27 protein-coding genes are annotated in these 23,823 nt (G+C 63.1%); 13 read left to right on the forward strand and 14 right to left on the reverse strand.

The annotated features are described in order from the left end of the window. Positions 1-27 precede the first annotated feature (27 nt). Positions 28-864 (forward strand): methylated-DNA--[protein]-cysteine S-methyltransferase, encoded by an 837-nt coding sequence (locus tag G4Y73_RS14200; RefSeq protein WP_164231094.1) that lies wholly within the window; start codon positions 28-30, stop codon positions 862-864. Between the two features lie 93 nt (positions 865-957). Here the strand turns inward: G4Y73_RS14200 and ftsH are convergent, their stop codons facing one another. Beyond that, positions 958-2,871 (reverse strand): ATP-dependent zinc metalloprotease FtsH, encoded by a 1,914-nt coding sequence (ftsH, locus tag G4Y73_RS08410; RefSeq protein WP_164231095.1) that lies wholly within the window; start codon positions 2,869-2,871, stop codon positions 958-960. 68 nt (positions 2,872-2,939) lie between these two features. After that, on the reverse strand, positions 2,940-3,539 hold the full coding sequence (locus G4Y73_RS08415; RefSeq protein ID WP_164231096.1) for an RlmE family RNA methyltransferase: 600 nt from the start codon (positions 3,537-3,539) through the stop codon (positions 2,940-2,942). A 186-nt stretch (positions 3,540-3,725) separates the two neighbouring features. Here G4Y73_RS08415 and yhbY point away from each other — a divergent pair, with 186 nt between their 5' ends. Both yhbY and G4Y73_RS08425 read left to right on the forward strand, forming a co-directional pair. Next, the gene (yhbY, locus tag G4Y73_RS08420) at positions 3,726-4,019 is read left to right on the forward strand and encodes a ribosome assembly RNA-binding protein YhbY (protein WP_164231097.1); all 294 of its coding nucleotides are present in this window, start codon (positions 3,726-3,728) and stop codon (positions 4,017-4,019) included. Position 4,020: 1 nt separating this feature from the next. After that, on the forward strand, positions 4,021-4,413 hold the full coding sequence (locus G4Y73_RS08425; protein ID WP_164231098.1) for an MTH938/NDUFAF3 family protein: 393 nt from the start codon (positions 4,021-4,023) through the stop codon (positions 4,411-4,413). On the opposite strand, the gene G4Y73_RS08430 is transcribed toward G4Y73_RS08425, so the two are convergent. The 4 genes from G4Y73_RS08430 to surE are packed head-to-tail and all read right to left on the reverse strand — an operon-like array spanning position 4,382 to position 7,238. Further along, the gene (locus G4Y73_RS08430) at positions 4,382-5,215 is read right to left on the reverse strand and encodes a peptidoglycan DD-metalloendopeptidase family protein (RefSeq protein ID WP_164231099.1); all 834 of its coding nucleotides are present in this window, start codon (positions 5,213-5,215) and stop codon (positions 4,382-4,384) included. The genes G4Y73_RS08425 and G4Y73_RS08430 overlap by 32 nt on opposite strands. Next, positions 5,212-5,787 (reverse strand): YqaA family protein, encoded by a 576-nt coding sequence (locus G4Y73_RS08435; protein ID WP_164231100.1) that lies wholly within the window; start codon positions 5,785-5,787, stop codon positions 5,212-5,214. Before G4Y73_RS08435 ends, G4Y73_RS08430 begins: the two co-directional genes overlap by 4 nt. A 9-nt stretch (positions 5,788-5,796) precedes the next feature. Further along, a complete protein-coding gene (locus tag G4Y73_RS08440) occupies positions 5,797-6,456 on the reverse strand; it encodes a protein-L-isoaspartate(D-aspartate) O-methyltransferase (RefSeq protein WP_205596570.1) in 660 nt (219 codons plus the stop codon). Next, positions 6,456-7,238: a 5'/3'-nucleotidase SurE gene (surE, locus tag G4Y73_RS08445; RefSeq protein WP_164231102.1), complete on the reverse strand. Its 783-nt coding sequence runs from the start codon at positions 7,236-7,238 to the stop codon at positions 6,456-6,458. The genes G4Y73_RS08440 and surE overlap by 1 nt, the downstream gene beginning before the upstream one ends. Positions 7,239-7,297: 59 nt before the next feature. On the opposite strand from surE, the gene G4Y73_RS08450 reads away from it, so the two are divergent. Continuing rightward, positions 7,298-7,831 (forward strand): Smr/MutS family protein, encoded by a 534-nt coding sequence (locus tag G4Y73_RS08450; protein WP_164231103.1) that lies wholly within the window; start codon positions 7,298-7,300, stop codon positions 7,829-7,831. After that, on the forward strand, positions 7,828-8,163 hold the full coding sequence (locus G4Y73_RS08455; RefSeq protein WP_164231104.1) for a DUF3301 domain-containing protein: 336 nt from the start codon (positions 7,828-7,830) through the stop codon (positions 8,161-8,163). Before G4Y73_RS08450 ends, G4Y73_RS08455 begins: the two co-directional genes overlap by 4 nt. A gap of 44 nt (positions 8,164-8,207) precedes the next feature. Here the strand turns inward: G4Y73_RS08455 and G4Y73_RS08460 are convergent, their stop codons facing one another. The 5 genes from G4Y73_RS08460 to petA are packed head-to-tail and all read right to left on the reverse strand — an operon-like array spanning position 8,208 to position 11,893. Then, a complete protein-coding gene (locus tag G4Y73_RS08460; RefSeq protein ID WP_164231105.1) occupies positions 8,208-8,612 on the reverse strand; it encodes a ClpXP protease specificity-enhancing factor in 405 nt (134 codons plus the stop codon). 3 nt (positions 8,613-8,615) lie between these two features. Beyond that, positions 8,616-9,230, reverse strand: coding sequence for a glutathione S-transferase N-terminal domain-containing protein (locus G4Y73_RS08465; protein WP_240451144.1), 615 nt, complete (start codon positions 9,228-9,230; stop codon positions 8,616-8,618). A gap of 58 nt (positions 9,231-9,288) precedes the next feature. Further along, positions 9,289-10,023: a cytochrome c1 gene (locus tag G4Y73_RS08470; protein WP_164231261.1), complete on the reverse strand. Its 735-nt coding sequence runs from the start codon at positions 10,021-10,023 to the stop codon at positions 9,289-9,291. After that, positions 10,023-11,267, reverse strand: a complete 1,245-nt coding sequence (locus tag G4Y73_RS08475) for a cytochrome bc complex cytochrome b subunit (RefSeq protein ID WP_164231106.1) — start codon at positions 11,265-11,267, stop codon at positions 10,023-10,025. The genes G4Y73_RS08470 and G4Y73_RS08475 overlap by 1 nt, the downstream gene beginning before the upstream one ends. Before the next feature lie 2 nt (positions 11,268-11,269). Further along, entirely contained in the window at positions 11,270-11,893 is a 624-nt protein-coding gene (gene petA / locus G4Y73_RS08480; protein WP_164231107.1) for a ubiquinol-cytochrome c reductase iron-sulfur subunit, read from the reverse strand. Between the two features lie 316 nt (positions 11,894-12,209). Here petA and G4Y73_RS08485 point away from each other — a divergent pair, with 316 nt between their 5' ends. Further along, positions 12,210-13,304 carry a trypsin-like peptidase domain-containing protein gene (locus G4Y73_RS08485; protein WP_164231108.1) on the forward strand — a complete coding sequence of 365 codons (1,095 nt, stop codon included), beginning with the start codon at positions 12,210-12,212 and terminating at the stop codon, positions 13,302-13,304. A 253-nt stretch (positions 13,305-13,557) separates the two neighbouring features. Beyond that, complete coding sequence (dcd, locus tag G4Y73_RS08490; protein WP_164231109.1) at positions 13,558-14,127, forward strand: dCTP deaminase; 570 nt, start codon at positions 13,558-13,560, stop codon at positions 14,125-14,127. Between the two features lie 149 nt (positions 14,128-14,276). Here dcd and apbC read toward each other — a convergent pair whose 3' ends face one another. Beyond that, positions 14,277-15,350, reverse strand: a complete 1,074-nt coding sequence (gene apbC, locus G4Y73_RS08495; RefSeq protein ID WP_164231110.1) for an iron-sulfur cluster carrier protein ApbC — start codon at positions 15,348-15,350, stop codon at positions 14,277-14,279. A 232-nt stretch (positions 15,351-15,582) separates the two neighbouring features. Here apbC and metG point away from each other — a divergent pair, with 232 nt between their 5' ends. Together metG and rsxA are read left to right on the forward strand one after the other, a co-directional pair. Next, positions 15,583-17,613: a methionine--tRNA ligase gene (gene metG / locus G4Y73_RS08500; protein ID WP_164231111.1), complete on the forward strand. Its 2,031-nt coding sequence runs from the start codon at positions 15,583-15,585 to the stop codon at positions 17,611-17,613. Positions 17,614-17,784: 171 nt separating this feature from the next. Next, on the forward strand, positions 17,785-18,363 hold the full coding sequence (gene rsxA / locus G4Y73_RS08505) for an electron transport complex subunit RsxA (RefSeq protein WP_164231112.1): 579 nt from the start codon (positions 17,785-17,787) through the stop codon (positions 18,361-18,363). 30 nt (positions 18,364-18,393) lie between these two features. Here rsxA and G4Y73_RS08510 read toward each other — a convergent pair whose 3' ends face one another. After that, positions 18,394-19,479 (reverse strand): class I SAM-dependent methyltransferase, encoded by a 1,086-nt coding sequence (locus tag G4Y73_RS08510; RefSeq protein WP_164231113.1) that lies wholly within the window; start codon positions 19,477-19,479, stop codon positions 18,394-18,396. A 93-nt stretch (positions 19,480-19,572) separates the two neighbouring features. Between G4Y73_RS08510 and G4Y73_RS08515 the strand changes: the two genes are divergently transcribed. Genes G4Y73_RS08515 through G4Y73_RS08530 form a run of 4 tightly spaced genes read left to right on the forward strand, consistent with a single transcriptional unit; the run spans position 19,573 to position 23,414 of the window. Then, the gene (locus tag G4Y73_RS08515) at positions 19,573-20,655 is read left to right on the forward strand and encodes a helix-turn-helix domain-containing protein (RefSeq protein ID WP_164231114.1); all 1,083 of its coding nucleotides are present in this window, start codon (positions 19,573-19,575) and stop codon (positions 20,653-20,655) included. Between the two features lie 37 nt (positions 20,656-20,692). Next, complete coding sequence (locus tag G4Y73_RS08520) at positions 20,693-22,033, forward strand: PQQ-dependent sugar dehydrogenase (RefSeq protein WP_164231115.1); 1,341 nt, start codon at positions 20,693-20,695, stop codon at positions 22,031-22,033. A gap of 26 nt (positions 22,034-22,059) precedes the next feature. Next, complete coding sequence (locus G4Y73_RS08525; protein ID WP_164231116.1) at positions 22,060-22,632, forward strand: PH domain-containing protein; 573 nt, start codon at positions 22,060-22,062, stop codon at positions 22,630-22,632. Beyond that, positions 22,632-23,414, forward strand: a complete 783-nt coding sequence (locus G4Y73_RS08530; protein ID WP_164231117.1) for a DUF2189 domain-containing protein — start codon at positions 22,632-22,634, stop codon at positions 23,412-23,414. The genes G4Y73_RS08525 and G4Y73_RS08530 overlap by 1 nt, the downstream gene beginning before the upstream one ends. 17 nt (positions 23,415-23,431) lie before the next feature. On the opposite strand, the gene G4Y73_RS08535 is transcribed toward G4Y73_RS08530, so the two are convergent. Next, on the reverse strand, positions 23,432-23,785 hold the full coding sequence (locus G4Y73_RS08535) for a cupin domain-containing protein (protein WP_164231118.1): 354 nt from the start codon (positions 23,783-23,785) through the stop codon (positions 23,432-23,434). Positions 23,786-23,823 lie beyond the last annotated feature (38 nt).

Consider the following 23,823-nt stretch of genomic DNA (forward strand, 5'->3'; position numbering starts at 1 on the left):
CCTGCGGCGAGGGCTATGCTTGGCGCCATGGATACCGCAGAGCGACAGAAACAGCAATTGTCCCGGGCGATTCTGGCCGCCGCAGCGCATGATTTCGAGCTCAGCGTTGCAGGCATGGCCGAAGCAGCAGGCTACAGCGAAGGCCACTTCCAACGGCTGTTCCGGCGCCACTTCGGTCTGAGTCCACGCGAAATGCTGCGGCACTCGCGTATCGAGCGCTTCGCCGAACAGCTGCGCCAGGGCATGCCGGTCACACAAGCGGCGGTCGAATCGGGCTTCGGATCATCCAGCCGCGTGCACCAGGCCGCGCAGGAAGGTCTGGGCATGGCGCCTTCGCGCCTGTCGCGTGGCGGCGCCGGGGAACGCCTGCACTACGCCCTGGCGACCAGCACACTCGGACGCGTACTGGTCGCCGCCACCGATCGGGGCCTGTGCGCCGTATTGCTCGGCGACGAGGAATCCGCGCTCGAAGGGGAACTGGCCAGCCGCTTTCCCAAGGCCGAGCGCTTACCGGCGGGCGCGGATTTCCAGGCGGTGCTGGACTCGGTCGTCGCCCTGATCGACCGGGCCGATGCCGACGAGCCGGCGTGGGATCTCGATCTTCGCGGCACCTTGTTCCAGCAGAAGGTATGGGCCGCCCTGCGCGCGATTCCACGCGGCCGCACACTGACCTACGGTGAACTGGCCCGGCAAGTCGGGTTGCCCGGTGGTGCGCGGGCGGTAGCGCAGGCCTGCGGCGCCAACCCGGCAGCCGTGGTCGTGCCCTGCCACCGGGTGGTGGCCGCTGACGGCGGACTGGGGGGTTATCGCTGGGGGATCCAACGGAAGCGGGCTTTGCTGGAAAAAGAGCGCAGGAACGCGTAACCCCCAACCTACGACGGCCCCGATCAGGGGCCGGTCGATCATTGGAATTTCGAATTTGTTTCGAATTTGGTGCTTGGGATTTGGTGCTTGCCCTTATCCGAGCGCCGGCTCTCCCGACGGCTCCTCGCCCTTGTCATCGCCATCACCGCCGGACGGTGGCTCACTATCGTTCCAGCCCTCCGGCGGATCGGGTTCGTGGCCGTCCATGATCTGGTCGATCTGCTTGGCATCGATGGTCTCGTAGCGCATCAGCGCATCGGCCATCAGGTGCAACTGCGTGTCGTATTCCGACAGGATCTCATGAGCGCGCCCGTAGGCACTATCGATGATGCGGCGCACTTCCTGGTCGATCTTGCGATGCGTCTCGTCGGAAATATTCTTGTGCTGGGTGACCGACCGGCCCAGGAATACCTCGTCCTCATTCTCGTCGTAGGACAGCGGACCGAGTTCATCCGACAGCCCCCACTTGGAGACCATGTTGCGGGCGATCTCGGTGGCGCGCTCGATGTCGTTCGATGCGCCCGTGGTGACCTTGTCCTTGCCGAATATCAGTTCCTCAGCCACGCGACCGCCGAACAGACTGGCCAACTGCGACTCGAGCTGGGTCTTGTTGAGGCTGTACTTGTCTTCCTCGGGCAGGAACATCGTCACGCCCAGCGCACGACCGCGCGGGATGATGGTGACCTTGTAGACCGGATCGTGATCGGGAACGATCCGGCCGACGATGGCGTGCCCGGCCTCGTGAAAGGCGGTCAGGCGCTTGTCGTCCTCGGACATGACCATCGACTTGCGCTCGGCGCCCATCATGATCTTGTCCTTGGCCAGCTCGAAGTGCCGCTGGTTCACCGACTTGCAGTCCTCGCGAGCCGCGAAAAGCGCCGCTTCATTGACCAGATTGGCCAGGTCGGCGCCTGAAAAGCCGGGCGTTCCGCGGCCGATTACGCGCGCATCGACATCGTCGCCAATCGGCACCTTGCGCATATGCACTTTCAGGATCTGCTCACGGCCCTTCAGGTCGGGCAGCGGCACGACCACCTGGCGATCGAATCGGCCGGGGCGAAGCAGGGCCTGGTCGAGCACGTCGGGGCGGTTGGTGGCCGCGATCATGATGATGCCCTCGTTGCCCTCGAAGCCATCCATTTCGACCAGCAACTGGTTGAGCGTCTGCTCGCGTTCGTCATGACCACCGCCGAGGCCTGCGCCGCGCTGGCGCCCGACTGCGTCGAGCTCGTCGATGAAGATGATGCACGGTGCGTGCTTCTTGGCGGTCTCGAACATGTCGCGAACGCGTGAGGCACCCACGCCGACGAACATTTCGACGAAGTCCGAGCCGGAAATCGAGAAGAACGGCACCTTGGCCTCGCCGGCGATGGCGCGTGCCAGCAGGGTCTTGCCGGTGCCCGGCTGTCCGACCATCAGGATGCCCTTGGGGATATGCCCGCCCAGGCGCTGGAACTTGCCCGGATCGCGCAGGAAGTCGACCAGTTCGGTGACCTCGTCCTTGGCTTCCTCGCAGCCGGCCACATCGTTGAAGGTGACCTTGACCTGATCCTCGCCCTGCAACTTTGCGCGCGACTTGCCGAAGCTCATCGCGCCACCGCGGCCACCGGCACCGCCCTGCATCTGGCGCATGAAATAGACCCACAGGCCCACCAGTACCAGCACGGGCAGCAGGCTGATGAGAATATCGATGATGATCGAACGCCGCTCGGGCGGCTGCGCCTCGATTTCGACCTCGTTGTCGAGCAGGTCCTTGATCAGGCCGTCATCGCGCGGCGCCATCACCCGGAACTGCTCACCGCCGCTGGTCTGGCCGGTAATCGTCTTGCCGGATGCACCTTCCTGGATTTCGACGCGGGCCACGTTGCCACTCTGGACCTCCTCGAGGAACACCGAGTAGTTCATTTCGCGCGGCTGTGCGTCGGGCTGCGAGTAGTGATTGAACACGCTCATCAGCACGACGGCGATGATGATCCACATCACCAGATTCTTGGCAAAATCACTCAAAACCTTGATTCTCCGGTTGGGCGGCAGTCTGGCTGCTCGATTCTACGACAATGCGATCGATGTTACGTTCAGGCCCGGCGATTTCGGGCCACCAGGTAGACTTCACGGCTTTCACCGCGCGAGGCCGGCGGTTTGCGCGTCCGGACCGCACCGTAGTCCTGCCTCAGTTCTGCCAGCAAGGCATCGAAGCCCTCGCCCTGGAAGACCTTGACCACGAACACCCCGTCACTCGCCAGCCAGTCGTCGGCAAAGGCCTTCGCCAGCTCTGCCAGATGTATGCTGCGGGCCTGGTCCGACGGCCCGATACCCGAGATATTGGGGGCCATGTCGGACAGCACAAGGTCGGCCCGGCGCCCGTCCATGGCCGCTTCCAGCTCGGCCAGCGGCTCGTCCTCGCGAAAATCACCCTGAATGAAGACCACCCCCTCGACAGGCTCCATTGGCAGGATATCGAGAGCAATCACGCGACCGGACTCGCCAACTCGTTCGCTGGCCACCTGGGCCCAGCTACCGGGAGCGGCACCCAGATCGACCACGACCTGTCCTGGCCGGAACAGCCGATCCTTGTCATCGAGCTCGAGCAGCTTGAATGCCGCCCGCGCCCGATATCCCGCCTCGCGGGCGCGCTTGACGTAGGGGTCGGATTGTTGGCGTTTTTTCCAGTCCATCGGTTGGCTTGTTCGCTGGTTCGAGAATAGTAACGGTTTCAGGTTTCAGGTTTCCGGAAGTTCACTCGCGCTTCGGGCTTCGCGCTTCGGGCTCCTGAACCCTGAACCCTGACACCTGACCCCGCACCACGGCCCGGCGCCCCAATTCACGTTACCATTACCCCCTCATTCCAAACGGCACCGCCCATGCCCCTGAAGAACAACCAGAAAAAGCACCTGCGCGGTCTCAGCCACGACCTGCATCCCGTCGTCATGGTGGCTGACAAGGGCCTGTCCGAAAACGTCCTTGCCGAGGTCGAGCAGGCACTCGAGCACCACGAACTCATCAAGGTCAAGTTGCGTGGCGAGCGCGAAACACGCAATGCCTGGATCGACCAGCTGGTTTCCAGCACCGGCGCCGAACTGGTCCACCGCATTGGCCAGGTCGTATGCCTGTACCGGCGCCACCCGGAAAAGCCCGTCATTCAATTGCCGAAGTGACATGGATCTGACCGAGCACACGGCCGGAAATTATCACCAGATTCGCGGTATCGAGCCGCAGCGGGTGTTCGTGACCGATCAATGGTACAGCGCCAGCCTGGTCGTGGGCGCCCGCTATCTCGACCCCGATTGGCCGGTGTCCCGCCTGGCCGATCTCGACCGGGAGCACATCGCGGCCCTGGTCGACCTCGGCCCGGAGCTGGTTGTGGTCGGTGCCGGATCGACACAACAATTTCTGCCGCACGAAAGCCAACTGGCCTTCATCCGCCACGGTATCGGCGTGGAGTGTATGACCCTCGACGCCGCCGCCCGCACTTTCAACGTTCTGATGAGCGAAAATCGTCGCGCGCTGGCGGCGCTCATCATTTCTTCGGAAGATAATCGAGCGGATTGACGGGTTCGCCGTCGCGGCGGATTTCGAAGTGAAGCAGGGTTTCCTCGCGCTCGTTGGCCCCCATTTCCGCGATCTTCTGGCCGCGCTGGACCTGGTCGCCCTCGGCGACCAGGCGCCGCCGGTTGTGACCATAGGCCGAGAGCAGCTTGTCGGAATGCTTGATGATGATCAGTTCGCCATAGCCGATCAGGGCGGTGCCGCTGTAGACCACCTCGCCGCCGGAGGCGGCCTTCACGGTCTGGCCGGCCTGACCGGCAATACCGATACCCTTGCGGGTGGCCGCGGCATCGAAGGGGCGGGTCACGCGTCCCTGGGTGGGCCACTGCCAGCTGACCCCGGCCACACTGCGGGCCGGCTCCGACGGATCGACAGCGGCTGTGTTCTCAGGCTGGCGCGACGATGGGGGTGGCTCGGCTCTCGATTCGGCAACCGGTCTGGACGACGACTCTTCGGCGACTTGCTCTTCCGCCGGCCGAGGCTGTGCAACGGGCCGATCGACAGTCGTCGGCCGCGCACGCGGCGGCTCGCGCAGGCGCAGTTCCTGGCCGGGACGAATGGTGAACGGTGCCTGGATGTGGTTCCAGTTCGCGACCGCGCGCCAGTCCAGCCCGAAGCGGAACGCAATCGAATAGAGCGTGTCACCGCGGCGCACCTCGTAGAAGGCTGGAGGCGCCTGAATCACTCGGCGTGTATCTTCATCCCTTGATCCCCCTCCGGGTTTACCCGGCGCCGGCTGCCAGGGTGCACAGGCCGAAACGACCAGCGCGGCGACAAGCGCGGCGAGCACCGCATACCGGCTCACCACAACCACCACACCAGCGCTCCGATGGCCACCACGGCGACTGCCAGCCAGCCCAGGAGATCGATCCATTCGCGCAGGCGTTCGGCGGCACGTTCACCGCCGGCCCAGATCAATGCGGCGACCAGGTAGAAACGGGCACCGCGTCCGATTAACGAGCCGACCACAAAGCCGATCAATGGTGCGCCCAGCGCACCGGCCGCAATGGTGATGATCTTGAAGGGAATCGGGGTGAATCCAGCCAGAATGACGAACCACACGCCGTAGTCCTGGAATGCGGCAACAGCAGCCCGATAGGCATCCAGTTGCCCCAAGCGCTCGATCAATGGCAGGACCGCCTCGATCGAGAGCAGCCCGATCAGGTAACCGAACAGCCCCCCGATTACTGAAGTCAGCGTGGTCAGCAGCGCCAGTCGCCAGGCCGAAGCCCGGTCGGCCAGCACCATGGGTGCCAGCATGACGTCCGGCGGCACGGGAAAGAAAGTGGCCTCGGCAAAACTCAGACCGGCCAGATAACGCCTTGCATGTCGATGGCGTGACCAGAGCAGGACGCGATCATAAAGCCCCTTGAACATGCCCGTTCGTCACTCCAGTCCCTGTAGCAGCGGCACAAAGCTGACCGCGCCCAGTTCCTCGCGCTCGAAGCCCCGGGCGGTGCGCTCGATACGGACCAGCTGTTGATACGGCCCGGCGTCTTCCGGCGCCACCAGTACCCCGCCCTCGGCGAGCTGCTCGTACAGACTGTCGGGAATGCGGCCGCCTGCGGTCACCATGATGGCATCGAAAGGCGCCTGCGACGGCCAGCCCTCCATGCCGTCGGCATGACGCGTATAAATGTTATGCAGGCCCATCCGATGAAAACGCTGCCGGGCGCTGCGCTGCAGTTCGCCGATGCGTTCGGTGGTGAACACCTTGTCGGCCAGCCGGGCCAGGATGGCCGCCTGGTAGCCCGAGCCGGTTCCGATCTCGAGCACTTTGCCGAGCCGGCCCTCGCCCAGCACAGCCTGGGTCATCATGGCGACGACGAACGGCTGCGAGATCGTCTGTCCGCGCCCGATCGGCAGTGCCGTGTCCTCGTAGGCTCGAGAGGAAATGGCCTCATCGACAAACAAATGGCGCGGTGTATTGCGAATGGCTTCGAGCACGCGCTCGTCGCTGATGCCCTTGTCGTGCAGACGGCGAACCAGTCGCTCGCGAGTGCCTTCAGAGGTCATGCCGATGCCACTATGTGCGCGTCCCGCCATCATCGCTGCTGCTGATAGGGCCCGCGATTGAGTTCGTCGATCCATTGACTGATCTGGTCGAGCGCCTGATAGCGTGTCAGATCAACGTGAATCGGCGTGACCGATATGTAGCGATTGCGTGCGGCGTGAAAGTCGGTACCGGGACCGTTGTCCTGCTCGCCCCCGGCCGGGCCAATCCAGAAGAACTGCCGGCCACGCGGATCCTCGATCGGGATGACGTCATCCGAGCGATGCCGATGTCCCAGGCGCGTGGTCTCGAATCCCTTGATCTCCTCCCACGGCAGGTCCGGCACGTTGATGTTGAGAATGGTATCGGCCGGCAGGGGTTTCTCCTTGAGCTGAGTCATCAGCAGACAGGCCGCCTCCGCCGCCGATTCATAATGGTGCGGCTCGCTGTCGGTATAGACCAGGGATACTGCCATGGCCGGCAGACCGAGGAAACGCCCTTCCATGGCGGCCGCCACGGTGCCGGAATAGAGCACGTCGTCGCCCATATTGGCACCGGCATTGATCCCCGAGACCACCATGTCCGGCTCATCACCGAGCAGGCCCGTAATGGCGATATGGACGCAGTCGGTCGGCGTCCCGTAGACTTTGAACACGCCCTCGTGGCGCTTTTCGACTCGAATCGGCTGATCGAGCGTCAGTGAGTTGCTGGCGCCGGAGCGATCGCGGTCGGGTGCGACCACGGTGACCTGCTCACAGTGCTCGGCCAGGCGTTCGGACAAAAGCCGAATTCCGGGCGCGTGCAGCCCGTCATCATTGGCAATAAGAATATGCATGCTTGAACCGGAAGGTCAAAGATACAACTATAAACCAACACCGCCCGGGAGAATTGACCATGAACGAATTCGACGACGACACCGACCTGTTCCGCTCGGCGGTCGGGCCCGTGCGCCGAGTTCGCAGCGAGCGCGACAACTCCCGGCCGGCGCCGCCGCCACCGCGGCCGAGTCAGCGTGAACGCGACGAAGCACGCGTGATGGACGACCTGGCGAACGCCCCGATCGATTTTGCCGCCGTCGAGACGGGCGAGGAAATCAGCTACTTGCGCCCGGGCCTGCAGAATCGTGTACTGACGCGGCTCAAGCGCGGCCATTGGCGGGTCGAGGACGAACTCGATCTGCACGAGATGAATCTCGAGGCAGCCGGCGCCTCGATCCGACGCTTCATCAGCGAAGCCGATCGCGACCGGGTCAGTTGCGTGCGCATCATTCACGGAAAGGGCCTGCGCTCCGGGCCCGAAGGGCCGCAACTCAAGCGGCTGACCGCCCGCCTTCTCAGCCGGCACGACCGGGTCGCGGCGTTCACCTCGACGCCGCCGCACGACGGTGGCACCGGCGCCGTCTACGTGCTGCTGAGAGCCCGCCGATGAGTGGCCTGGAAGGTCCCTTCGGGGCCCTGCTGATCCTGGCCGCAGCCGTGCTGTTCTGGTGGTCGGCGGTCAATGCCGGTGATTACGCGCGCAAGCTGGCGCGCGATTTCTGCCAACGTCAGGGATGGCAACTTCTCGACCAGACCGTGGCCCTGCGCGGCCTGTGGCCAGTGCGCAGCACCCGGGGCCTGGAGTGGCGACGCCGCTATCGCTTCGAATTCAGCCCGGACGGCGCCGGAAGGCGCGCCGGGGAATTGACGCTGACGGGAAGGAAACTGGTGCGTGTATGGGGTGAGCTTGAAGACGGCGGACGGCTGATTGAGCCGGAATAGGGGTTCAGGGTTCTAGTGCCGACCTGAAACCTGAAACCTGAAACCTATTTGACCACCTTCAGATTTGGCCTGGTCTTGCGCTCCGGCCCCGAGTTGTCGTCACCCGGATCGGCGGCCTCGGACTCGGGCGTCTCGTCGCCCTCTTCGGCCGGGAACATCATGCCGCGGCCGTTTTCACGGGCATAAACGGCCTCGACCGCGTTGATTGGTACCGTCACCGCCCGCGACACGCCGCCGAAGCGGGCCACGAAGGTGACCATTTCGCTGTCAATCAGCAGGTCACGGACGGCCGAGGGCGCAATATTGAGGACCACGCGCCCGTCCTTGATGGTGGATTCGGGAACGTCGAGGCCGGCATGGTCGGCACTGACCAGCAAATGCGGCGTCAGTCCACTATCGACGATCCACTCGTTGATCGCACGAACCAGGTAAGGACGGCTCGAGAGCATTCCCTATTCGCCCTCCCGCAGAACGCGCTCCGCTTCGGTCAGGCTGCGTTTGAAAGAGTCGCGCGCGAACATGCGCTCCATGTAGCGAGCAATGTGTGGCACCTTCTTGGGCTTGATGTCGACATCGTAGGCAGGCAAGCGCCACAAAAGCGGCGCCAGTGCGCAGTCGACCAGCGAAAGTTCATCACTGAGCAGGAAGGTGTTGAGCCCGAACAATTCGTCCGAGGCAATGATTTCCTCGCGCAGCTGCTTGCGTGCCGCCGCCACTTTTTTCTGGCCGCCGGAAGTTTCGATGATCCTGGCCGCATCGATCCAGTCGCGGTTGATGCGGTACATCACCTGACGCAGATAGGCACGCGAGAGTGGGTCAACCGGCATCAATGGCGGATGCGGGTAACGCTCGTCGAGATATTCGGTCACGACCCAGGTGCCGTAGAGCTTGAGGTCGCGATCGACCAGGGTCGGTGTCTCGCCGTAGGGATTGAGTTCGGCGAGGTCGGCCGAAGCGGCTCGATCCTGTTCGACGTGGATGATCTCCACATTGATGCCCTTCTCAGCCAGGACAAACCGGACCCGGTGACAATCCAGGCAGTTTTCCGATGAATACAACGCCATCATAAGCCAGTCACTCCATTAGAAACCGTCGTTAACGGTCGCCCCCGCAATCCGGGCAAGATCACTTTACGTCCTTCCAGAACTCGTGATAGAGCAGCCAGGCCAGCATGGTGAAGACCACCAGGAAGAGCAGCACCCAGATACCAAGTCGTTCGCGCTCGAGCGCGGCCGGTTCGGCAGCGTAGCTCATAAACGCCACCAGATCCTTCATGTGGGCATCGTACTCCTCGGGTGAGAGCTTGCCGGGCTCGTCGAGCTCCAGGCCCACGATCTCGACATGCTCCACGCCTTCATCGTCGGTGTGGCTTTCGATAACCGGGCGCTGAATGCCCTGGAGCTCCCACAGGACGTGCGGCATGGCGGCGTTCTCCAGCACCGTGTTGTTCCAGCCATCCTCGGTCAGATAGAAGCCCTTGAGGTAAGAATAGATCCAGTCCACCCCACGCGAGCGCGCCGTCAGGGTCAGATCCGGCGGGGCAATTCCAAACCACTCTTCTGCCTCGCCGGCATCCATGGTGTTGGCCAGGTAGTCGGTAACCTCCTGATCGCCGTAGAGCAGGAACTCCTGAATCTGTTCCTCACTCAGCCCCAGATCCTCGGTCAGACGGTTGTAGCGCAAGTACTGCATTGAGTGGCAACCCAGGCAGTAATTGGTATACAGGGCGGCCCCGCGCTGCAGGGATGCCTTGTCGTGGATATTGATATCGGCATGCTCGAGCCCTTCGCCGCCGCCGGCGGCAGCCACGATGCCGGAAGCCAGTATCGCCACGGCTACAATCAGGTATCGAAATCTCATCACTTGGTCACCCGCTCAGGTTCCGGTTTGGTTTTCTCCATTCGGGTCACGAACGGCATCAGCGCGAAAAACGCGAAGTAGTAGACGGTCCAGATGCGCGACTCGAGGGTCTGCATGGGCGTGCCATCTCCCAGAGCCAGCATGCCCAGCCGGATAAAGCCGACCACGAACAGAGCCAGCATGATCTTGCTCGGCAAGCCCTTGTAACGGATTGACCGGACGCGCGAGCGATCCAGCCAGGGCAGGAAGAACAACACGAAGATCGCGCCGCCCATCACCATCACGCCGAAGAATTTGTCAGGAATCGCACGCAGCATGGCGTAATAAGGCGTGAAATACCAGACCGGCACGATGTGCTCGGGCGTGACCAGCGGATCAGCCGGCACGAAGTTGTCGGGCTCGAGGAACAGCCCGCCCATTTCCGGTGCGTAGAAAAGCACGAACGCAAACAGGATCAGGAACACGCCCACACCAAACAGGTCCTTGACGGTGTAGTACGGGTGGAACGGAATCCCGTCCAGCGGCCGCCCCTGGCTGTCCTTGTGCTTCTTGATCTCGACGCCGTCGGGATTGTTCGAGCCGACTTCGTGGAGCGCCACCAGGTGCAACACGACCAGCAGCAGCAACGCCAGCGGCATGGCCACCACGTGCAGGGCGAAGAAGCGGCCGAGCGTGGCATTGGAGATCATGTAGTCACCGCGGATCCACTCGACCAGCCCGTCGCCGATGTAGGGCACGGCCCCGAACAGGGAAATGATCACCTGTGCACCCCAGTAGGACATCTGGCCCCAAGGCAACACGTAACCCATGAAGGCCTCGGCCATCAGCACCAGCAGGATGAACACGCCGAGAATCCAGATCAGTTCTCGCGGCTTCTGGTAAGAACCGTAGAGCAGCGCGCGGAACATGTGCAGGTAGACAACGATGAAAAAGAACGATGCACCGGTCGAGTGCATGTAGCGGATCAGCCAGCCCCACTCGACATCGCGCATGATGTACTCGACCGAACCGAAGGCCAGATCGGCCTGGGGCGTGTAAAACATGGTCAACCAGATGCCGGTCACCAGCTGATTGACCAGCACCAGGATGGCCAGGGAACCAAAGAAATACCACAGGTTGAAATTCTTCGGTGCGTAGTATTCGCTCAGGTGCTCCCGCCAGGTCTTGCTGACCGGCAGGCGTTCATCGACCCAGGCTCCGACAGCCTGCACGTTCTTGCTGATATTGCTCGCGGGCTTGGCCATGGTCACGCTGCTCCTTCAGGATCGACACCAATCACGATGGTTTCGTCATTAGCGAAATAGTATGGCGGAATCAGCAGGTTGAGCTGGGCCGGCACCCCGCTGTAGACCCGCCCGGCCAGATCGAAGCGCGACCGGTGGCAAGGGCAGAAGAATCCGCCACGCCACTCCGCGTCGAACGGCTGGGCCTCCACTTCGGGCAGCACCTGCGGAATGCAGCCCAAATGGGTGCAGTGGATATTGGCCACCAGGAATTCCGGCCGAATGGAACGGTGCACGTTCTGGGCATACGGCGGCTGCTGGGTCTCCACCTCCGATTGCGGGTCGGCCATCTTGTCGTTCAGACGCTCGAGATCATCGAGCATGCGCTCGTTGCGTCGCATGATGCCGATGGTCTGGCCACGCCAGACCACTCGCATGATCTGCCCCGGCTCCATGCCGCCGACATTGACCTCCACCGGCGCACCGACAATGCGGGCGCGGGCACTGGGCTTCCAGGAAGCGGCGAACGGCCAAAGTGCTGCCGCTGCACCGGCAGCACCGACGACTCCCGTCGTCCAGGTCAACAACCGCCGCCGACCCGGATTTTCCGGCGGCTGCAGGGAAGCAAGCGAATCAGTTTCCGACATGGAACACTCCCGATAACAGAATCATTATGATGCCGCCGTGCCCGACCAGGGCCTGTCGAAGCGGCAGCGCTTCACCCGAAAGTGCCGGCCATGGCCGAGAGCGGCCACGACCTGCCGATTTTCCGGAGCAAGAAGGCAATCAGCCGACTATTTTAGCGAAAAATTAAGCAAATACTCAATTCCGGACTGTTATTCTTCCGCCAGAGGGTCGCCAGAGGCTGCGTCCGCGCTCCCCCGGCGCCGCCGGAAGCCGACGGCCGTCACAGTCTATAATGCTTCAGCCATTTAATTTTCCACCCATCGCAGCCCTATATCCATGACGCGCATCATTCAATTCGCAGCCCGATTCGCTGTCATCGGGCTGGCGGTGGCTTTCGCCATCGTCTGGTTCTGGCCCCACCTGTTGCCGGCCTGGCAGCAGCAGACCGAGCCGGCGCCGGCAACCTATGCCGATGCCGTCAATCGCACCGCACCGGCGGTGGTCAGCGTGTACACGCGCACTCTGGTCACCGAACCGATGAGCGAGAACATCACCGACCCGCTGTTCCAGGCGCTTTATCGCGATCGCATGGTCACCCGCCCGCGCCGCGGCCTGGGGTCGGGCGTCATCGTCAGCAGTGACGGCCTGATTCTGACCACTCGGCATGTCATCTCCGAGGTCGACGACATTCTCGTGGCACTGTGGGACGGACGAGTGGCCGAGGCGTCGATCGTCGGCTCCGACCCTGGCACCGACCTCGCCCTGCTGCGTGTCGAACTGAACGACCTGCCCGTGGCCACCCTGGCCGATGACGACGATCTGCGCGCGGGTGATGTCGTGCTCGCCATCGGCAACGCCCTGGGCCTCAGCCATACGGTCACCATGGGCATCGTAAGCGCAACCGGACGCGGCCACCTGAGCCTGACCAGCTACGAGGATTTCATCCAGACCGATGCCGCCATCAATGCCGGCAACTCCGGCGGTGCGCTGATCAATCCGGACGGCGAGGTCGTCGGCATCAACAGTGCATCGATGGGCCAGGAGACAGGCGCCCAGGGAATTTCCTTCGCAATACCCGCTTCCGTGGTTCGCCGCGTAAGCAATCAGATCATCGATTACGGCCAGGTCACACGCGCCTGGGCGGGCATGGAATTGTCCGACGTGAGCCTGCGCCTGGCCAGCGAGAATACATTCCAGCCCGGTGCCCGTGTCAGCCGAATCCACCGCGGCAGCCCCGCCTGGGATGCCGGGCTCGAAGGCGGCGACGTGTTGATAAGCGCTGACGGCCAACCCGTGAGCAGCGCGCGCGAGTTGATGCAGCAAATTGCCAACAGCGCACCCGGCCACGAAATGGAACTGCAGGTCATTCGCGGTAACCAGCTGTTTACCACCAGCGTACACCTGGTCCAGCAGCCTCCAATGCAAGATTAGGTTGGCTGGTTGGCTGGTTGGCTGGTTCGCTGGTTCGCTGGTTCGGCATCTGAGAGGCTTGGTGGGCGGCTTCGCCGCGTGATCTTTGGAGACGAACTGACACCTCGAGGGTCAGTCAGGTGGCAAAGTAGCCTGCGCGGCGCAGCCGCCCCGCAATCCCATCCGCGCCGAACCAGCCAACCAGCAAACGAGCCAACCAATTAACATGCGATAATCCGGCGCCCGCACGCCCCAACCGGAGCCACTCGACAGAATGAGTATCAAATCCGACCGCTGGATTCGCCGCATGGCCGAAGAGCACGGCATGATCGAACCATTCGAGCCCGGCCAGATCAAGCAGTCTTCAGACGGGCGCAAGCTCGTGTCCTACGGCACATCCAGCTACGGCTATGACGGCCGCTGCGCCAGCGAATTCAAGATCTTCACCAACATCAACACAGCGATCGTCGATCCCAAGTCCTTCGACGAGAAGAGCTTCGTCGACTTTACGGGCGATGCCTGCATCATTCCGCCCAACTCATTCGCCCTGGCGCGCACGGTCGAGTATTTCCGCATTCCGCGCAATGTACTGACCATATGCCTGGGCAAGTCGACCTACGCGCGTTGCGGCATTATCGTCAACGTCACGCCGCTGGAGCCGGAGTGGGAAGGCCACGTCACGCTGGAGTTTTCCAACACCACGCCGCTGCCGGCGAGGGTCTACGCCAACGAGGGCGTGGCTCAGTTCCTGTTTCTGGAATCCGACGAGATTTGCGAGACTTCGTATGCCGATCGGGCGGGCAAATACATGGGGCAGCGCGGAGTGACCTTGCCTAAAGCCTGAAACATCAAAAGCTTTGGAAGCACGGAAGACACGGAATTCACGGAAGAACAAGAAGAGCTTAGATCAACGAATTCGAAGTAAGCCAGTTTTTATATTCCGTGTATTCCGTGGTTTCCGTGGTCCCGGGTTTTTCCTGACCCCACGACTGTTCAGTCGGTAATCTTGATCTTCGGCATCCTGACCTTCGCCTCGCGCGACTGGGTCGACAGGCGGCCGGCGACGCGGCGGGCGATTTCGCGGAAACGCTGTGCCGATGCGCTTTCGGGTTGGGCCACAACCACCGGCGTGCCTTCGTCGGTGCTTCGTCCCACCGCAGCTTCCAGCGGCAGCTGACCGAGCAGGGCCAGCCCGGCCTCGCGGGCAATGCGTGCGCCGCCGCCGGTGCCGAAGATGGCCTCCTCGTGGCCGCAGCTGGAACACACATGCGTGCTCATGTTCTCGATCACGCCCAGCACCGGCACCTTGACCTTGTTGAACATCGCCACGGCCCGGCGCACGTCGTCGATCGCGACCTCTTGCGGTGTCGTCACGCTCACCGCGGCTGAAACCGGAATGCGCTGGGCGAGCGTGAGCTGGATATCACCGGTACCGGGCGGCAGGTCGACGATCAGATAATCCAGCCCCTCCCACAGCGTCTCGGAAACCATCTGCTGCAGTGCCTGGGTCGCCATCGGTCCGCGCCAGATCATGGCCTGGTCGGATTCGACCAGCACGCCGATGCTCATCACCTGCAGCCCATGTGCGCGCATCGGCAAGATGCGGCGGTTCTCGGTCGTCTCGGGTCCACCCTTCAAGCCGAGCATGCGCGGCTGGCTCGGGCCGTAGATATCGGCGTCGAGGACACCTACGCTGGCGCCTTCGGCCGCCAGGGCCAGGGCCAGGTTGGCACTGACCGTCGACTTGCCCACACCGCCCTTGCCGGAGGCAACGGCAATGATGTTCTTCACGCCCTCGATCGGATCGAGACCGCCCTGGACGGCGTGCTGTGGAATCTGCCAGTCGACGTCCACGGTCACCGCGTCGACCTCGCCGTCGGCTTGCAGCCGTTCGGACACGATGCCGGCCAGTTCGTCGCGCCAGCAGGCGGCCGGATAGGCCAGGCGAATATCCACCGCCGCTCGTCGATCGCTGACTGCAACGCCGCGAACGGCATCGCCCAGCGGACGGCCGGTGTTGGGGTCTTCAATGGCGGCGACGAGCGCCTTGTATTCCTCGTTGTTCATACCCGAAATGCCTTGCCTGAATCTGGACCGATATTGTACTCGTTTGATTGGCTGGTTGGCTGGTTCCGCATTGGTATCGGACGCACTTCATCGTTTCGCGGCGCAGCCGCCCCGCAGTGCAACCGGTTGCCGAACTAGCGAACCAGCGAACCAGCGAACCAGCGAACAAGCAAACCCTTCCAGTGCATGCGATAATTTCTCGCTACCCTCAAGTCATTCAATAGCCGAGCCCATGTCCACCCAGCGCCGCCTCCTGGTCACCGCCGCCCTGCCCTATGCCAACGGTTCGATCCACATGGGGCACATGCTCGAGTACATCCAGACCGACATCTGGGCGCGCTTCCAGCGGTCGATGGGCCACGAGGTGGTGTTTGCCTGGGCCGACGATGCCCATGGCACGCCGATCATGCTGCGCGCAGAAAAGGAAGCCACCAGCCCCGAAAAGCTGATCGAGCGGATGCATGCCGAGCACCTGAAGGATTTCGAGGACTTCGGTCTGAGCTTCGACAACTTTTCCTCGACCCACACCGAAATGAACAGGGCGCTGGTCGAGCGAATCTGGTCGGCGCTCAAGGATCGCGGCGCCGTGCGCACCGACATGATCGAGCAGTACTACGACACCGAGCGCGAGATGTTCTTGCCCGATCGCTTCATCAAGGGCGGCTGCCCGCGCTGCGGCGCAGAAGATCAGTACGGCGACTCCTGCGAATCCTGCGGCGCCACTTACGAGCCGACCGAGCTGGTCGACCCGCGCTCGGTCGTCTCCGGCAGCACACCGGTGATGAAGAAGACCGAGCACTACTTCGTCACTCTGTCGACCTTCAGCGACAGCCTCAAGCAATGGATTCGCTCCGGCGCCCTCCAGGACGAAGTCGCCAACAAGCTCGAAGAATGGTTCACCGACGGCCTGCGCGACTGGGACGTGACCCGTGATTCGCCCTACTTCGGCTTTCGCATTCCCAACACGGAAGACAAGTTCTTCTACGTCTGGATGGACGCACCGGTCGGCTACCTTGCGAGCTTCATGGAGCTGTGCGACCGGCACGGCTGGGACTTCGAGGACTGGCTGCGGCCCGGCTCGAACGCCGAGATGCACCACTTCATCGGCAAGGACATCATCTACTTCCACTGCCTGTTCTGGCCCGCCATGCTCGAGGGTGCCGGACTGAAACGCCCGACCGGCGTCTACGCCCACGGTTTCCTGACCGTCAACGGCACCAAGATGTCCAAGTCGCGCGGCACCTTCATCATGGCGCGCACCTGGCTCGAACATCTGCACCCGGACTACCTGCGCTACTACTTTGCCGCCAAACTCGGGTCGGGACTGGCCGACATCGATCTCAACTTCGAGGACTTCCGCTACCGCGTCAACGCCGACCTTATCGGCAAGCTGGTCAACATCGCCAGCCGCTCGGCCGGTTTCATCCACAAGCTCGGCGGCGGAAAGCTGGCAGCCGAGCTGCCGGAGCCCGAGCTCCAGCAGCGTTTCGTCGGCGAGCACCCGGCCATCACCGAAGACTTCGAGAAGCGCAACTACCACTCGGCGATTCGTCGCATCATGGCCCTGGCCGACGAGGCCAATGTCTATATCAATGAACGCGAGCCCTGGAAGCTGGCCAAGCAGGCAGGTCGCGAAGCAGAAGTCGTGGCCATCTGCACCCAGGCGCTCAACCTGTTCCGGCTGCTGATGAGCTGGCTCTCACCGGTGATACCGCACACCGCCGACAAGGCCGCGGAATTCCTGAATACCCGGCTGGATGATTTCAGCCGGATCGGCGAGCCGCTACTCGATCACGCCATCAACAAGTTCAAGCCGTTGCTGACGCGCGTGGAAGAAAAGCAGACCGACGCGCTCATCGCGGCCAGCCGAGAGTCGCTGAGTGCATCCGACAACACTCCGAATACCGAACCCGAACAAGCCGGGAAAGACGACAACATGATTCAGTTCGACGATTTCATGCAAGTGGATTTGCGCATCGCTCGTATCGAGAAGGCCGAGGAAGTCGAAGGTGCCGACAAGTTGCTACGCCTCGATCTCGACCTGGGCGAGATGGGCCGGCGCCAGGTCCTGGCCGGCATCCGCGGCCACTATGAACCGAGTGAGCTCGACGGGCGCCTGACCGTCGTGGTGGCCAATCTCGAACCGCGCAAGATGCGCTTCGGCGTCTCCGAGGGCATGGTGCTCGCCGCCAGCGGCGAAGACGGTCGCCCGTTCCTGCTGTCGCCCGACATCGGTGCCAAGCCAGGAATGCGCATCAAGTAGCTATAAAGCTGGAACCACGGAAGACACGGAAATCACGGAATACAACCTTCCCCAACAAGGTCGAAGCCCGATGAAAACTCTGGATTTCCGGAAACGAAACTCGCACCAAACCATTCATTTCTCTTTTCCGTGTATTCCGTGTCTTCCGTGGTTCCCGAATCGGCCTGACTAATGGACCTTGTACTCATTGTCATTTCGGCCGCGCTGGTCAACAACTTCGTGTTGGTCCAGTTCCTCGGCCTGTGCCCTTTCATGGGGGTGTCGAACAGTGTCTCGTCGGCGGTCGGCATGTCGGTGGCCACCGCCTTCGTGCTCACGCTGGCCTCGGTCGCCAGCTACATGGTGACCGAGTGGCTGCTGGTGCCACTGGGTCTGGAATACCTGCGGATCGTCGCCTTCATCCTGGTCATCGCCGCGCTGGTGCAGCTGACCGAGCTGTACATGCGCCACACCGCACCCCTGCTGCATCGCGTGCTGGGCGTGTACCTGCCGCTGATTACTTCCAACTGCGCCGTGCTCGGCGTGGCCCTGCTCAACGTGCGCGAACGGCACAGCCTGCTCGAGTCGGCCTTTTACGGCTTCGGCGCGGCGCTGGGGTTCGGCCTGGTCCTGGTGATGCTTGCGGCCGCGCGCGAGAAGCTCGCCATGGCCGACGTGCCGGCGAGCTTTCGCGGCGCACCGATCGGGCTGATTACCGCCGGCCTGATGGCCCTGGCCTTCATGGGCTTTGCCGGCTTCGCCAGGTTGTAGGTCGACAGTATTGCCCGACCGGTATTCCAGTCAGGGTCTGGCCACGAAATAGTCATTCTGCTCGTCGTGCTCGAGTTGGTGCACCTCGATGCTGCCGAAGCCGGCCCGATGCAAGTAGTCGCGGATGCGCTCGATGCCCCACATGGTGCCCAGACCTTCTCCACCCTGGGCCAGTGACACCGTCATGCAGTGCATCACCGACACGGCATAGAGGAACGGCCCGAGCGGTAGATCGGCGTCGCTGTGCGGATGACTGGTGCCACGAATGTCCTGGGCCAGATAAACGCCATCATCGGCCAGGCTTCGGCGAATACCGGTCAGCACATTGAGCGGTCGGGCCTGGTCGTGAACGGCGTCGAAGGTGGTCACCAGATCGAATGCGCCCGGCTCGGCTTCCCGGTCGAAGTCGCTCAGGTCGCGCACTTCGAATCGCAGGTTGTCGAGACCGACTTTGCCGGCCTGCTCGCGCGCCCAGCCAATGGCTTCCTCGGAAAGATCGAAGCCGACGAAACGGCTGCGCGGGAATCGCCGCGCCATCAGCATCAGCGCCTTGCCGCGACCGCAGCCGGCGTCGAGTACGCGTATGCCGGCCTCGAGCCGATCGATCAGACCCGGCACCAGTGGCAGGATGTCATCGAGCAGGGCCGGCAACACCGTTTGCCCGCTGTCCTCGGCCATGACTTCGTGGAATCGCTCGTAGCGTTCGTAGGGCACCCCGCCACCCTCGCGGAAGCAGCGCAGCACGTCATCCTCGACGCCGCCCAGCAAACCCGGAAACTGGGCGTAGACGGCCAGATTGGCCTCGGCATCGCGAGTGAGCCGAGCGGCGTGTTCGGCCGGGAGCGTGTAGACATCGCGCTCGTCGTCCATATCCAATACCCGCGCGGCGGTCAGCGCGCCGAGCCACTCCCGCACGTAACGTTCGTTGAGCCCGGATTCGTCGGCCAGTTCAACACTACCGCGCGGCCGTCCGTCGGCCAGACGATCGAGCAACCCGCTGCGGTGGCCCAGTGACAGCATCTGCAGCATGCCGGCTTCATTGAGGGCGGCACAAATCCGTTCCTCGAAAGCCTCGACGCGGTCAGGATCCGGTTGTTGTTGAAGAATTGCACTCATGCTTCGGCCTCGTTGTGAAACTCGGGACACAAGATAGGCCGCAAGATTGCCACGTGCTATAGTCATTTCTGACGCAATCTGGTCATTTGTGCCATGCCGTCATCCACCTCGCTGCCCCGGGTTGCCCTGCTTGCCGTGCCTGAAGCCACGGCTTCGACCCTTTACGGCATGCTCGATCTGTTCTGCTCGGCCGGCCGCGACTGGTCGATGATCGAATGCGGGCAGCCCGGACCCGGAGCCTTCGACGTTCAGGTCGTCAGTCGCAATGCACGGCCGTTTGCCGCCGCCAACGGCGTCACCATCCGACCCGACGCCGACCTTCGAAGCACCCCCAGCCCCGATATTGTCTGCATCCCCGAAGTGCTCATCGCTCCGGACGACGAGGTGATCGAAAGCTACGGCCCCGAATGCGAGTGGCTGCTCAACAGCCACGCCGCCGGCGCGACCCTCGCTTCGGTCTGTTCCGGCGCCCTCTTGCTGGCCCAGGCCGGCCTGCTGGACAACCGCGAGGCCACGACGCACTGGGCGTACTGCGAGGCCCTGGCGCGGCGGTTTCCGAAGGTGCACGTACAACCGCAAAGCGCGCTGGTCGTAACCGGCGACGAACAGCGGCTGGTCATGGCCGGCGGCGGCACCTCCTGGCAGGATCTGGCCCTCTACCTGGTCGCCCGCTGGATGGGCATGGACGAAGCCATCAAGCTGGCCCGGATCTACCTGGTTGACTGGCATCAATCCGGTCAGTTGCCCTACGCCGTACTCACGCGCACCCGGCAGGTCAGCGACGGCGTCATCGCCCGGGTCCAGGAGTGGATCGCAATGCACTACCCCACCCCCCAGCCGGTCACCGCCATGGTCGAGCACAGCGGCTTATCGGAACGCACCTTCAAGCGCCGTTTCCGCAAGGCCACCGGGATGACGCCCATGGCCTACGTCCATACCCTGCGACTCGAAGAGGCCAAGCAGATGCTCGAATCCGGCAATCACTCCGTCGATGCCGTGGCGCAGGAGGTCGGTTACGAGGATGCGGCCTACTTTTCGCGACTGTTCCACCGCCAGGTCGGCCTCAGCCCCGGCCATTACCGCCGGCGCTTCCAGGGCCTGCGGGCCGCCCTGGCGCAGCATGGCCATCTGCCCGATCCGCCCGCGGCAAACGGTAATCATCCACTGCTAAGATAGGAAAACTGGGTCAACCCCTTACCGGAGAAACGCTGTCATGAGAAACATCCTGCTCCTGTTCAGCCTGCTCGCCCTCGCCGCCTGCAATTCCCAACCGGATTCCAACGGTGACATTGCAGACGCGCCGTCCGATGCGGCGGAAGCGAACAGCACCCAATCCGACGATTCGGACGCGGGCGACGCCTCCGATGACGATGCCTCGGCCGCATCCGCCAATGATGCCGAAGCTGCGGCCGAAACGCCCCGGAGCGTAGAAACCCGGGATCGCGAAGCGCCGCATCTGGAGCCGGCATTCGCCGACCAGACGCGTGCACCGATCCCCCAGGAGACCGAGGCGTGGGCGCTGGAGACCGTCGCCGAAGGCCTCGAGCACCCCTGGGCCATCGCATTCCTGCCCGATGAGTCGATGCTGGTTACCGAACGACCGGGACGGCTTCGCCATGTCAGCGCGGACGGCAGCGTCTCGGAGCCGCTCGAGGGCGTGCCGGAAGTCGATAATCGGAGACAGGGCGGCCTGCTCGACGTGGCCGTGGCACCCGACTTCGAATCCAGCCGCACGATCTTCCTGAGTTTTTCGGAGCCGCACGAGGATGGCACCAACAACACCGCTCTGGGCCGCGGCCGGTTGAGCGAGGACCACTCGGCGATCGAGGACTTCGAAGTCATTTTCAGCCAGCAGCCGAATGTCGAGTCCACCGGTCACTATGGTTCACGCATCGTCTTCGAAGATGACGACACGCTGTGGCTGACCATGGGTGATCGGCAGGGCCACCCGGTGCGGCAGAACGCCCAGGATCCAACCAACCATATCGGCACGGTCGTGCGACTGAACTTCGACGGTTCCATACCTGACGACAACCCCTTCGTGGGCCACAAGGAAAACGCGCCCGAGATCTGGTCCTGGGGTCACCGCAACATCCAGGCGGCGGCCAAGGACGCCAGCGGCCGGCTGTGGACCGTCGAACACGGCCCGCGCGGCGGCGACGAACTCAACCGACCCGAAGCTGGCAAGAACTACGGCTGGCCGGCGATCAGCTACGGCATCGAATATGGCGGCGGCGACGTCTACGAGGGCCAGGCCCGGGCCGAAGGCATGGAACAGCCGGTCTACTTCTGGGACCCGGTCATCGCACCGTCCGGGATGGACTTCTACAGCGGCGACGCCTTCGAAGCCTGGCAGGGCGACTTGTTCGTCGGCGGGCTGCGCAGCGAACTCGTCTCGCGCCTGGTGCTCGAGGACGACCGCGTGGTCGGCGAGGAGTGGCTGGAGATCGGCAGCCGGGTGCGCGACGTAGCCACCGGACCGGACGGCGCCCTCTACCTGGTCACGGATGAGTCCGATGCCAGGGTGTTGCGCATCGTTCCGGGCGAAGACTGAAAGCCGAACCCGGGGGGCCTGTCGCCATGAACAAGCGAAGTCCGGTGCTGCAGCAGGCAGCGATCAAGCCGGAGGTGATCCGCTATCACCTCTGGGGCCTGGCGATCCTGCTGACTTTGACAGTGGTCGGCATCGTCCTGATGCCGATCGCGCTGCCGCTGGCGCTGGTATTGATGCGCCGCTACTACGAGCGTCTCGAGATTGTCCTCACGCGCCGCGACCTCAAGGTCCGGCGCGGCATCTGGAATGTCGAGGAAAAGAGCGTGCCACTCGAAAAGATCACCGACCTGGCGCTCTACCAGGGGCCGTTGATGCGACTGTTCGAAATCAAGGGAATGCGGGTGGAAACGGCCGGGCAATCCTCGCAAGGCGCACTGGTTTCAATCGTCGGGATCAAAGATGTCGACGCATTCCGCGATGCGGTACTCGACCAACGTGACCGTGTCAGTGACCGGCAGGAAGATGAGGCGCCATCGGCTCGTCCGGAATCCACCGAAATGACCGGCGCGGGCGAAACGCTCGCCGTGCTGGGCGAAATTCGCGACAGCCTGCAGCGGATCGAGTCCCGGCTGGCGGGACGAAGCGGAGAAGGCTCGTAATGAATGAGCGCGCGCGGCACGCTCCCGATCGAGATGAATTACCCTTTGCCGCACCCTGCCGCAGCCTGACAGCTTCCGAACCGATCGAGTGGCTCCGACTGGGCTGGGCCGACCTGAAATCAGCGCCTCGGCAAAGCCTGAGCTACGGCGTCCTGATGCTGGCGCTGAGCCATGCCCTCACCGCCGCCACCTGGCTGTTCGGCAACCTCGGCCTCTATCTGGGCCTGGTCTCCGGATTCGTCTTCGTCGGCCCCTGGCTGGCCCTGACGCTCTACTCGATCAGCCGCAGACTGGAGCAAGGCAAGCGGGTCAGCCTGGGAGGCAGCGTGAGGGATGCCGCTCGGGCCGTGGGCAACGCATTGGTCTTTGCGGTCATCCTGACCGTGGTCTTTCTGGTCTGGGCTCGCGCGGCGACCATGGTGCATGTCTTCTTTCCCGCCCTCCAGGATCCCGGCTGGACTGACCTGCTGCCGTTTCTGGCGGTCGGCACGGCGGTCGGCGCGGTCTTCAGCGCGATTGTCTTCGCCGCCAGCGCCTTCTCGCTGCCGATGCTTTTGGACCGACGCACCGATACCGTCACCGCCGTGGTCACTTCGATCAACGCCGTGTTGAGAAACAAGGCCGCCATGGTGGTGTGGGCCGCGATCATCGTCGGCTGCGTCATCATCGGGGCCGCCACCGCCTGGCTGGCCTTCGTTGTGTTACTGCCGCTGATCGGCCACGCGACCTGGCATGCCTACCGGCGTGCGATTGATGCCGGCCAGTGGCCACGGCTCGACTAGCTCAGGAAGCCTGTTCCTTAGGTTTCATGCTCGGTGCCGGGTTCGTGCTCGGGCGGAGAATAGGTGGTGTAGAGCTTGAGCATGCCCGCGCCCGTGTTCCGGAAATTGTGCCAGGTGCCCGAAGGCACGATGCTCACATCACCAGCGCGCACCGGTTCCTCGCGCTCGCCGATCTTCGCCACGCCCTCGCCGTCGACGAACCATAAAAGCTGATCATGGCCTTCGTGTACCTCACCGCCGATCTCATCGCCCTCGGAAATAGCCATCAGCACAAGCTGGCTGTTCTCACCGGTCCAGATGACCTTGCGAAATTCGTCATTGTCCCTGGCCATCTGCACGATCGGGAGTGTCGTTTTATGGGTCTCGCTCATTGCCTGTCCTTGGGATTCGAATGATGAATTTTGGATTA

It is taken from the genome of Wenzhouxiangella sp. XN201 (assembly GCF_011008905.1).
Taxonomy (GTDB): Bacteria; Pseudomonadota; Gammaproteobacteria; order Xanthomonadales; family Wenzhouxiangellaceae; genus Wenzhouxiangella.

Bases quoted from the DNA above. Each gene is read 5' to 3' on its own strand.
- G4Y73_RS14200 (WP_164231094.1), top strand. From the start codon at position 28: ATGGATACCGCAGAGCGACAGAAACAGCAATTGTCCCGGGCGATTCTG.
- G4Y73_RS08415 (WP_164231096.1), bottom strand. From the start codon at position 3,539: ATGGACTGGAAAAAACGCCAACAATCCGACCCCTACGTCAAGCGCGCC.
- yhbY (WP_164231097.1), top strand. From the start codon at position 3,726: ATGCCCCTGAAGAACAACCAGAAAAAGCACCTGCGCGGTCTCAGCCAC.
- G4Y73_RS08425 (WP_164231098.1), top strand. From the start codon at position 4,021: ATGGATCTGACCGAGCACACGGCCGGAAATTATCACCAGATTCGCGGT.
- G4Y73_RS08435 (WP_164231100.1), bottom strand. From the start codon at position 5,787: ATGTTCAAGGGGCTTTATGATCGCGTCCTGCTCTGGTCACGCCATCGA.
- G4Y73_RS08440 (WP_205596570.1), bottom strand. From the start codon at position 6,456: ATGGCGGGACGCGCACATAGTGGCATCGGCATGACCTCTGAAGGCACT.
- surE (WP_164231102.1), bottom strand. From the start codon at position 7,238: ATGCATATTCTTATTGCCAATGATGACGGGCTGCACGCGCCCGGAATT.
- G4Y73_RS08450 (WP_164231103.1), top strand. From the start codon at position 7,298: ATGAACGAATTCGACGACGACACCGACCTGTTCCGCTCGGCGGTCGGG.
- G4Y73_RS08455 (WP_164231104.1), top strand. From the start codon at position 7,828: ATGAGTGGCCTGGAAGGTCCCTTCGGGGCCCTGCTGATCCTGGCCGCA.
- G4Y73_RS08460 (WP_164231105.1), bottom strand. From the start codon at position 8,612: ATGCTCTCGAGCCGTCCTTACCTGGTTCGTGCGATCAACGAGTGGATC.
- G4Y73_RS08465 (WP_240451144.1), bottom strand. From the start codon at position 9,230: ATGATGGCGTTGTATTCATCGGAAAACTGCCTGGATTGTCACCGGGTC.
- G4Y73_RS08470 (WP_164231261.1), bottom strand. From the start codon at position 10,023: ATGAGATTTCGATACCTGATTGTAGCCGTGGCGATACTGGCTTCCGGC.
- G4Y73_RS08475 (WP_164231106.1), bottom strand. From the start codon at position 11,267: ATGGCCAAGCCCGCGAGCAATATCAGCAAGAACGTGCAGGCTGTCGGA.
- petA (WP_164231107.1), bottom strand. From the start codon at position 11,893: ATGTCGGAAACTGATTCGCTTGCTTCCCTGCAGCCGCCGGAAAATCCG.
- G4Y73_RS08485 (WP_164231108.1), top strand. From the start codon at position 12,210: ATGACGCGCATCATTCAATTCGCAGCCCGATTCGCTGTCATCGGGCTG.
- dcd (WP_164231109.1), top strand. From the start codon at position 13,558: ATGAGTATCAAATCCGACCGCTGGATTCGCCGCATGGCCGAAGAGCAC.
- apbC (WP_164231110.1), bottom strand. From the start codon at position 15,350: ATGAACAACGAGGAATACAAGGCGCTCGTCGCCGCCATTGAAGACCCC.
- metG (WP_164231111.1), top strand. From the start codon at position 15,583: ATGTCCACCCAGCGCCGCCTCCTGGTCACCGCCGCCCTGCCCTATGCC.
- rsxA (WP_164231112.1), top strand. From the start codon at position 17,785: ATGGACCTTGTACTCATTGTCATTTCGGCCGCGCTGGTCAACAACTTC.
- G4Y73_RS08510 (WP_164231113.1), bottom strand. From the start codon at position 19,479: ATGAGTGCAATTCTTCAACAACAACCGGATCCTGACCGCGTCGAGGCT.
- G4Y73_RS08515 (WP_164231114.1), top strand. From the start codon at position 19,573: ATGCCGTCATCCACCTCGCTGCCCCGGGTTGCCCTGCTTGCCGTGCCT.
- G4Y73_RS08520 (WP_164231115.1), top strand. From the start codon at position 20,693: ATGAGAAACATCCTGCTCCTGTTCAGCCTGCTCGCCCTCGCCGCCTGC.
- G4Y73_RS08525 (WP_164231116.1), top strand. From the start codon at position 22,060: ATGAACAAGCGAAGTCCGGTGCTGCAGCAGGCAGCGATCAAGCCGGAG.
- G4Y73_RS08530 (WP_164231117.1), top strand. From the start codon at position 22,632: ATGAATGAGCGCGCGCGGCACGCTCCCGATCGAGATGAATTACCCTTT.
- G4Y73_RS08535 (WP_164231118.1), bottom strand. From the start codon at position 23,785: ATGAGCGAGACCCATAAAACGACACTCCCGATCGTGCAGATGGCCAGG.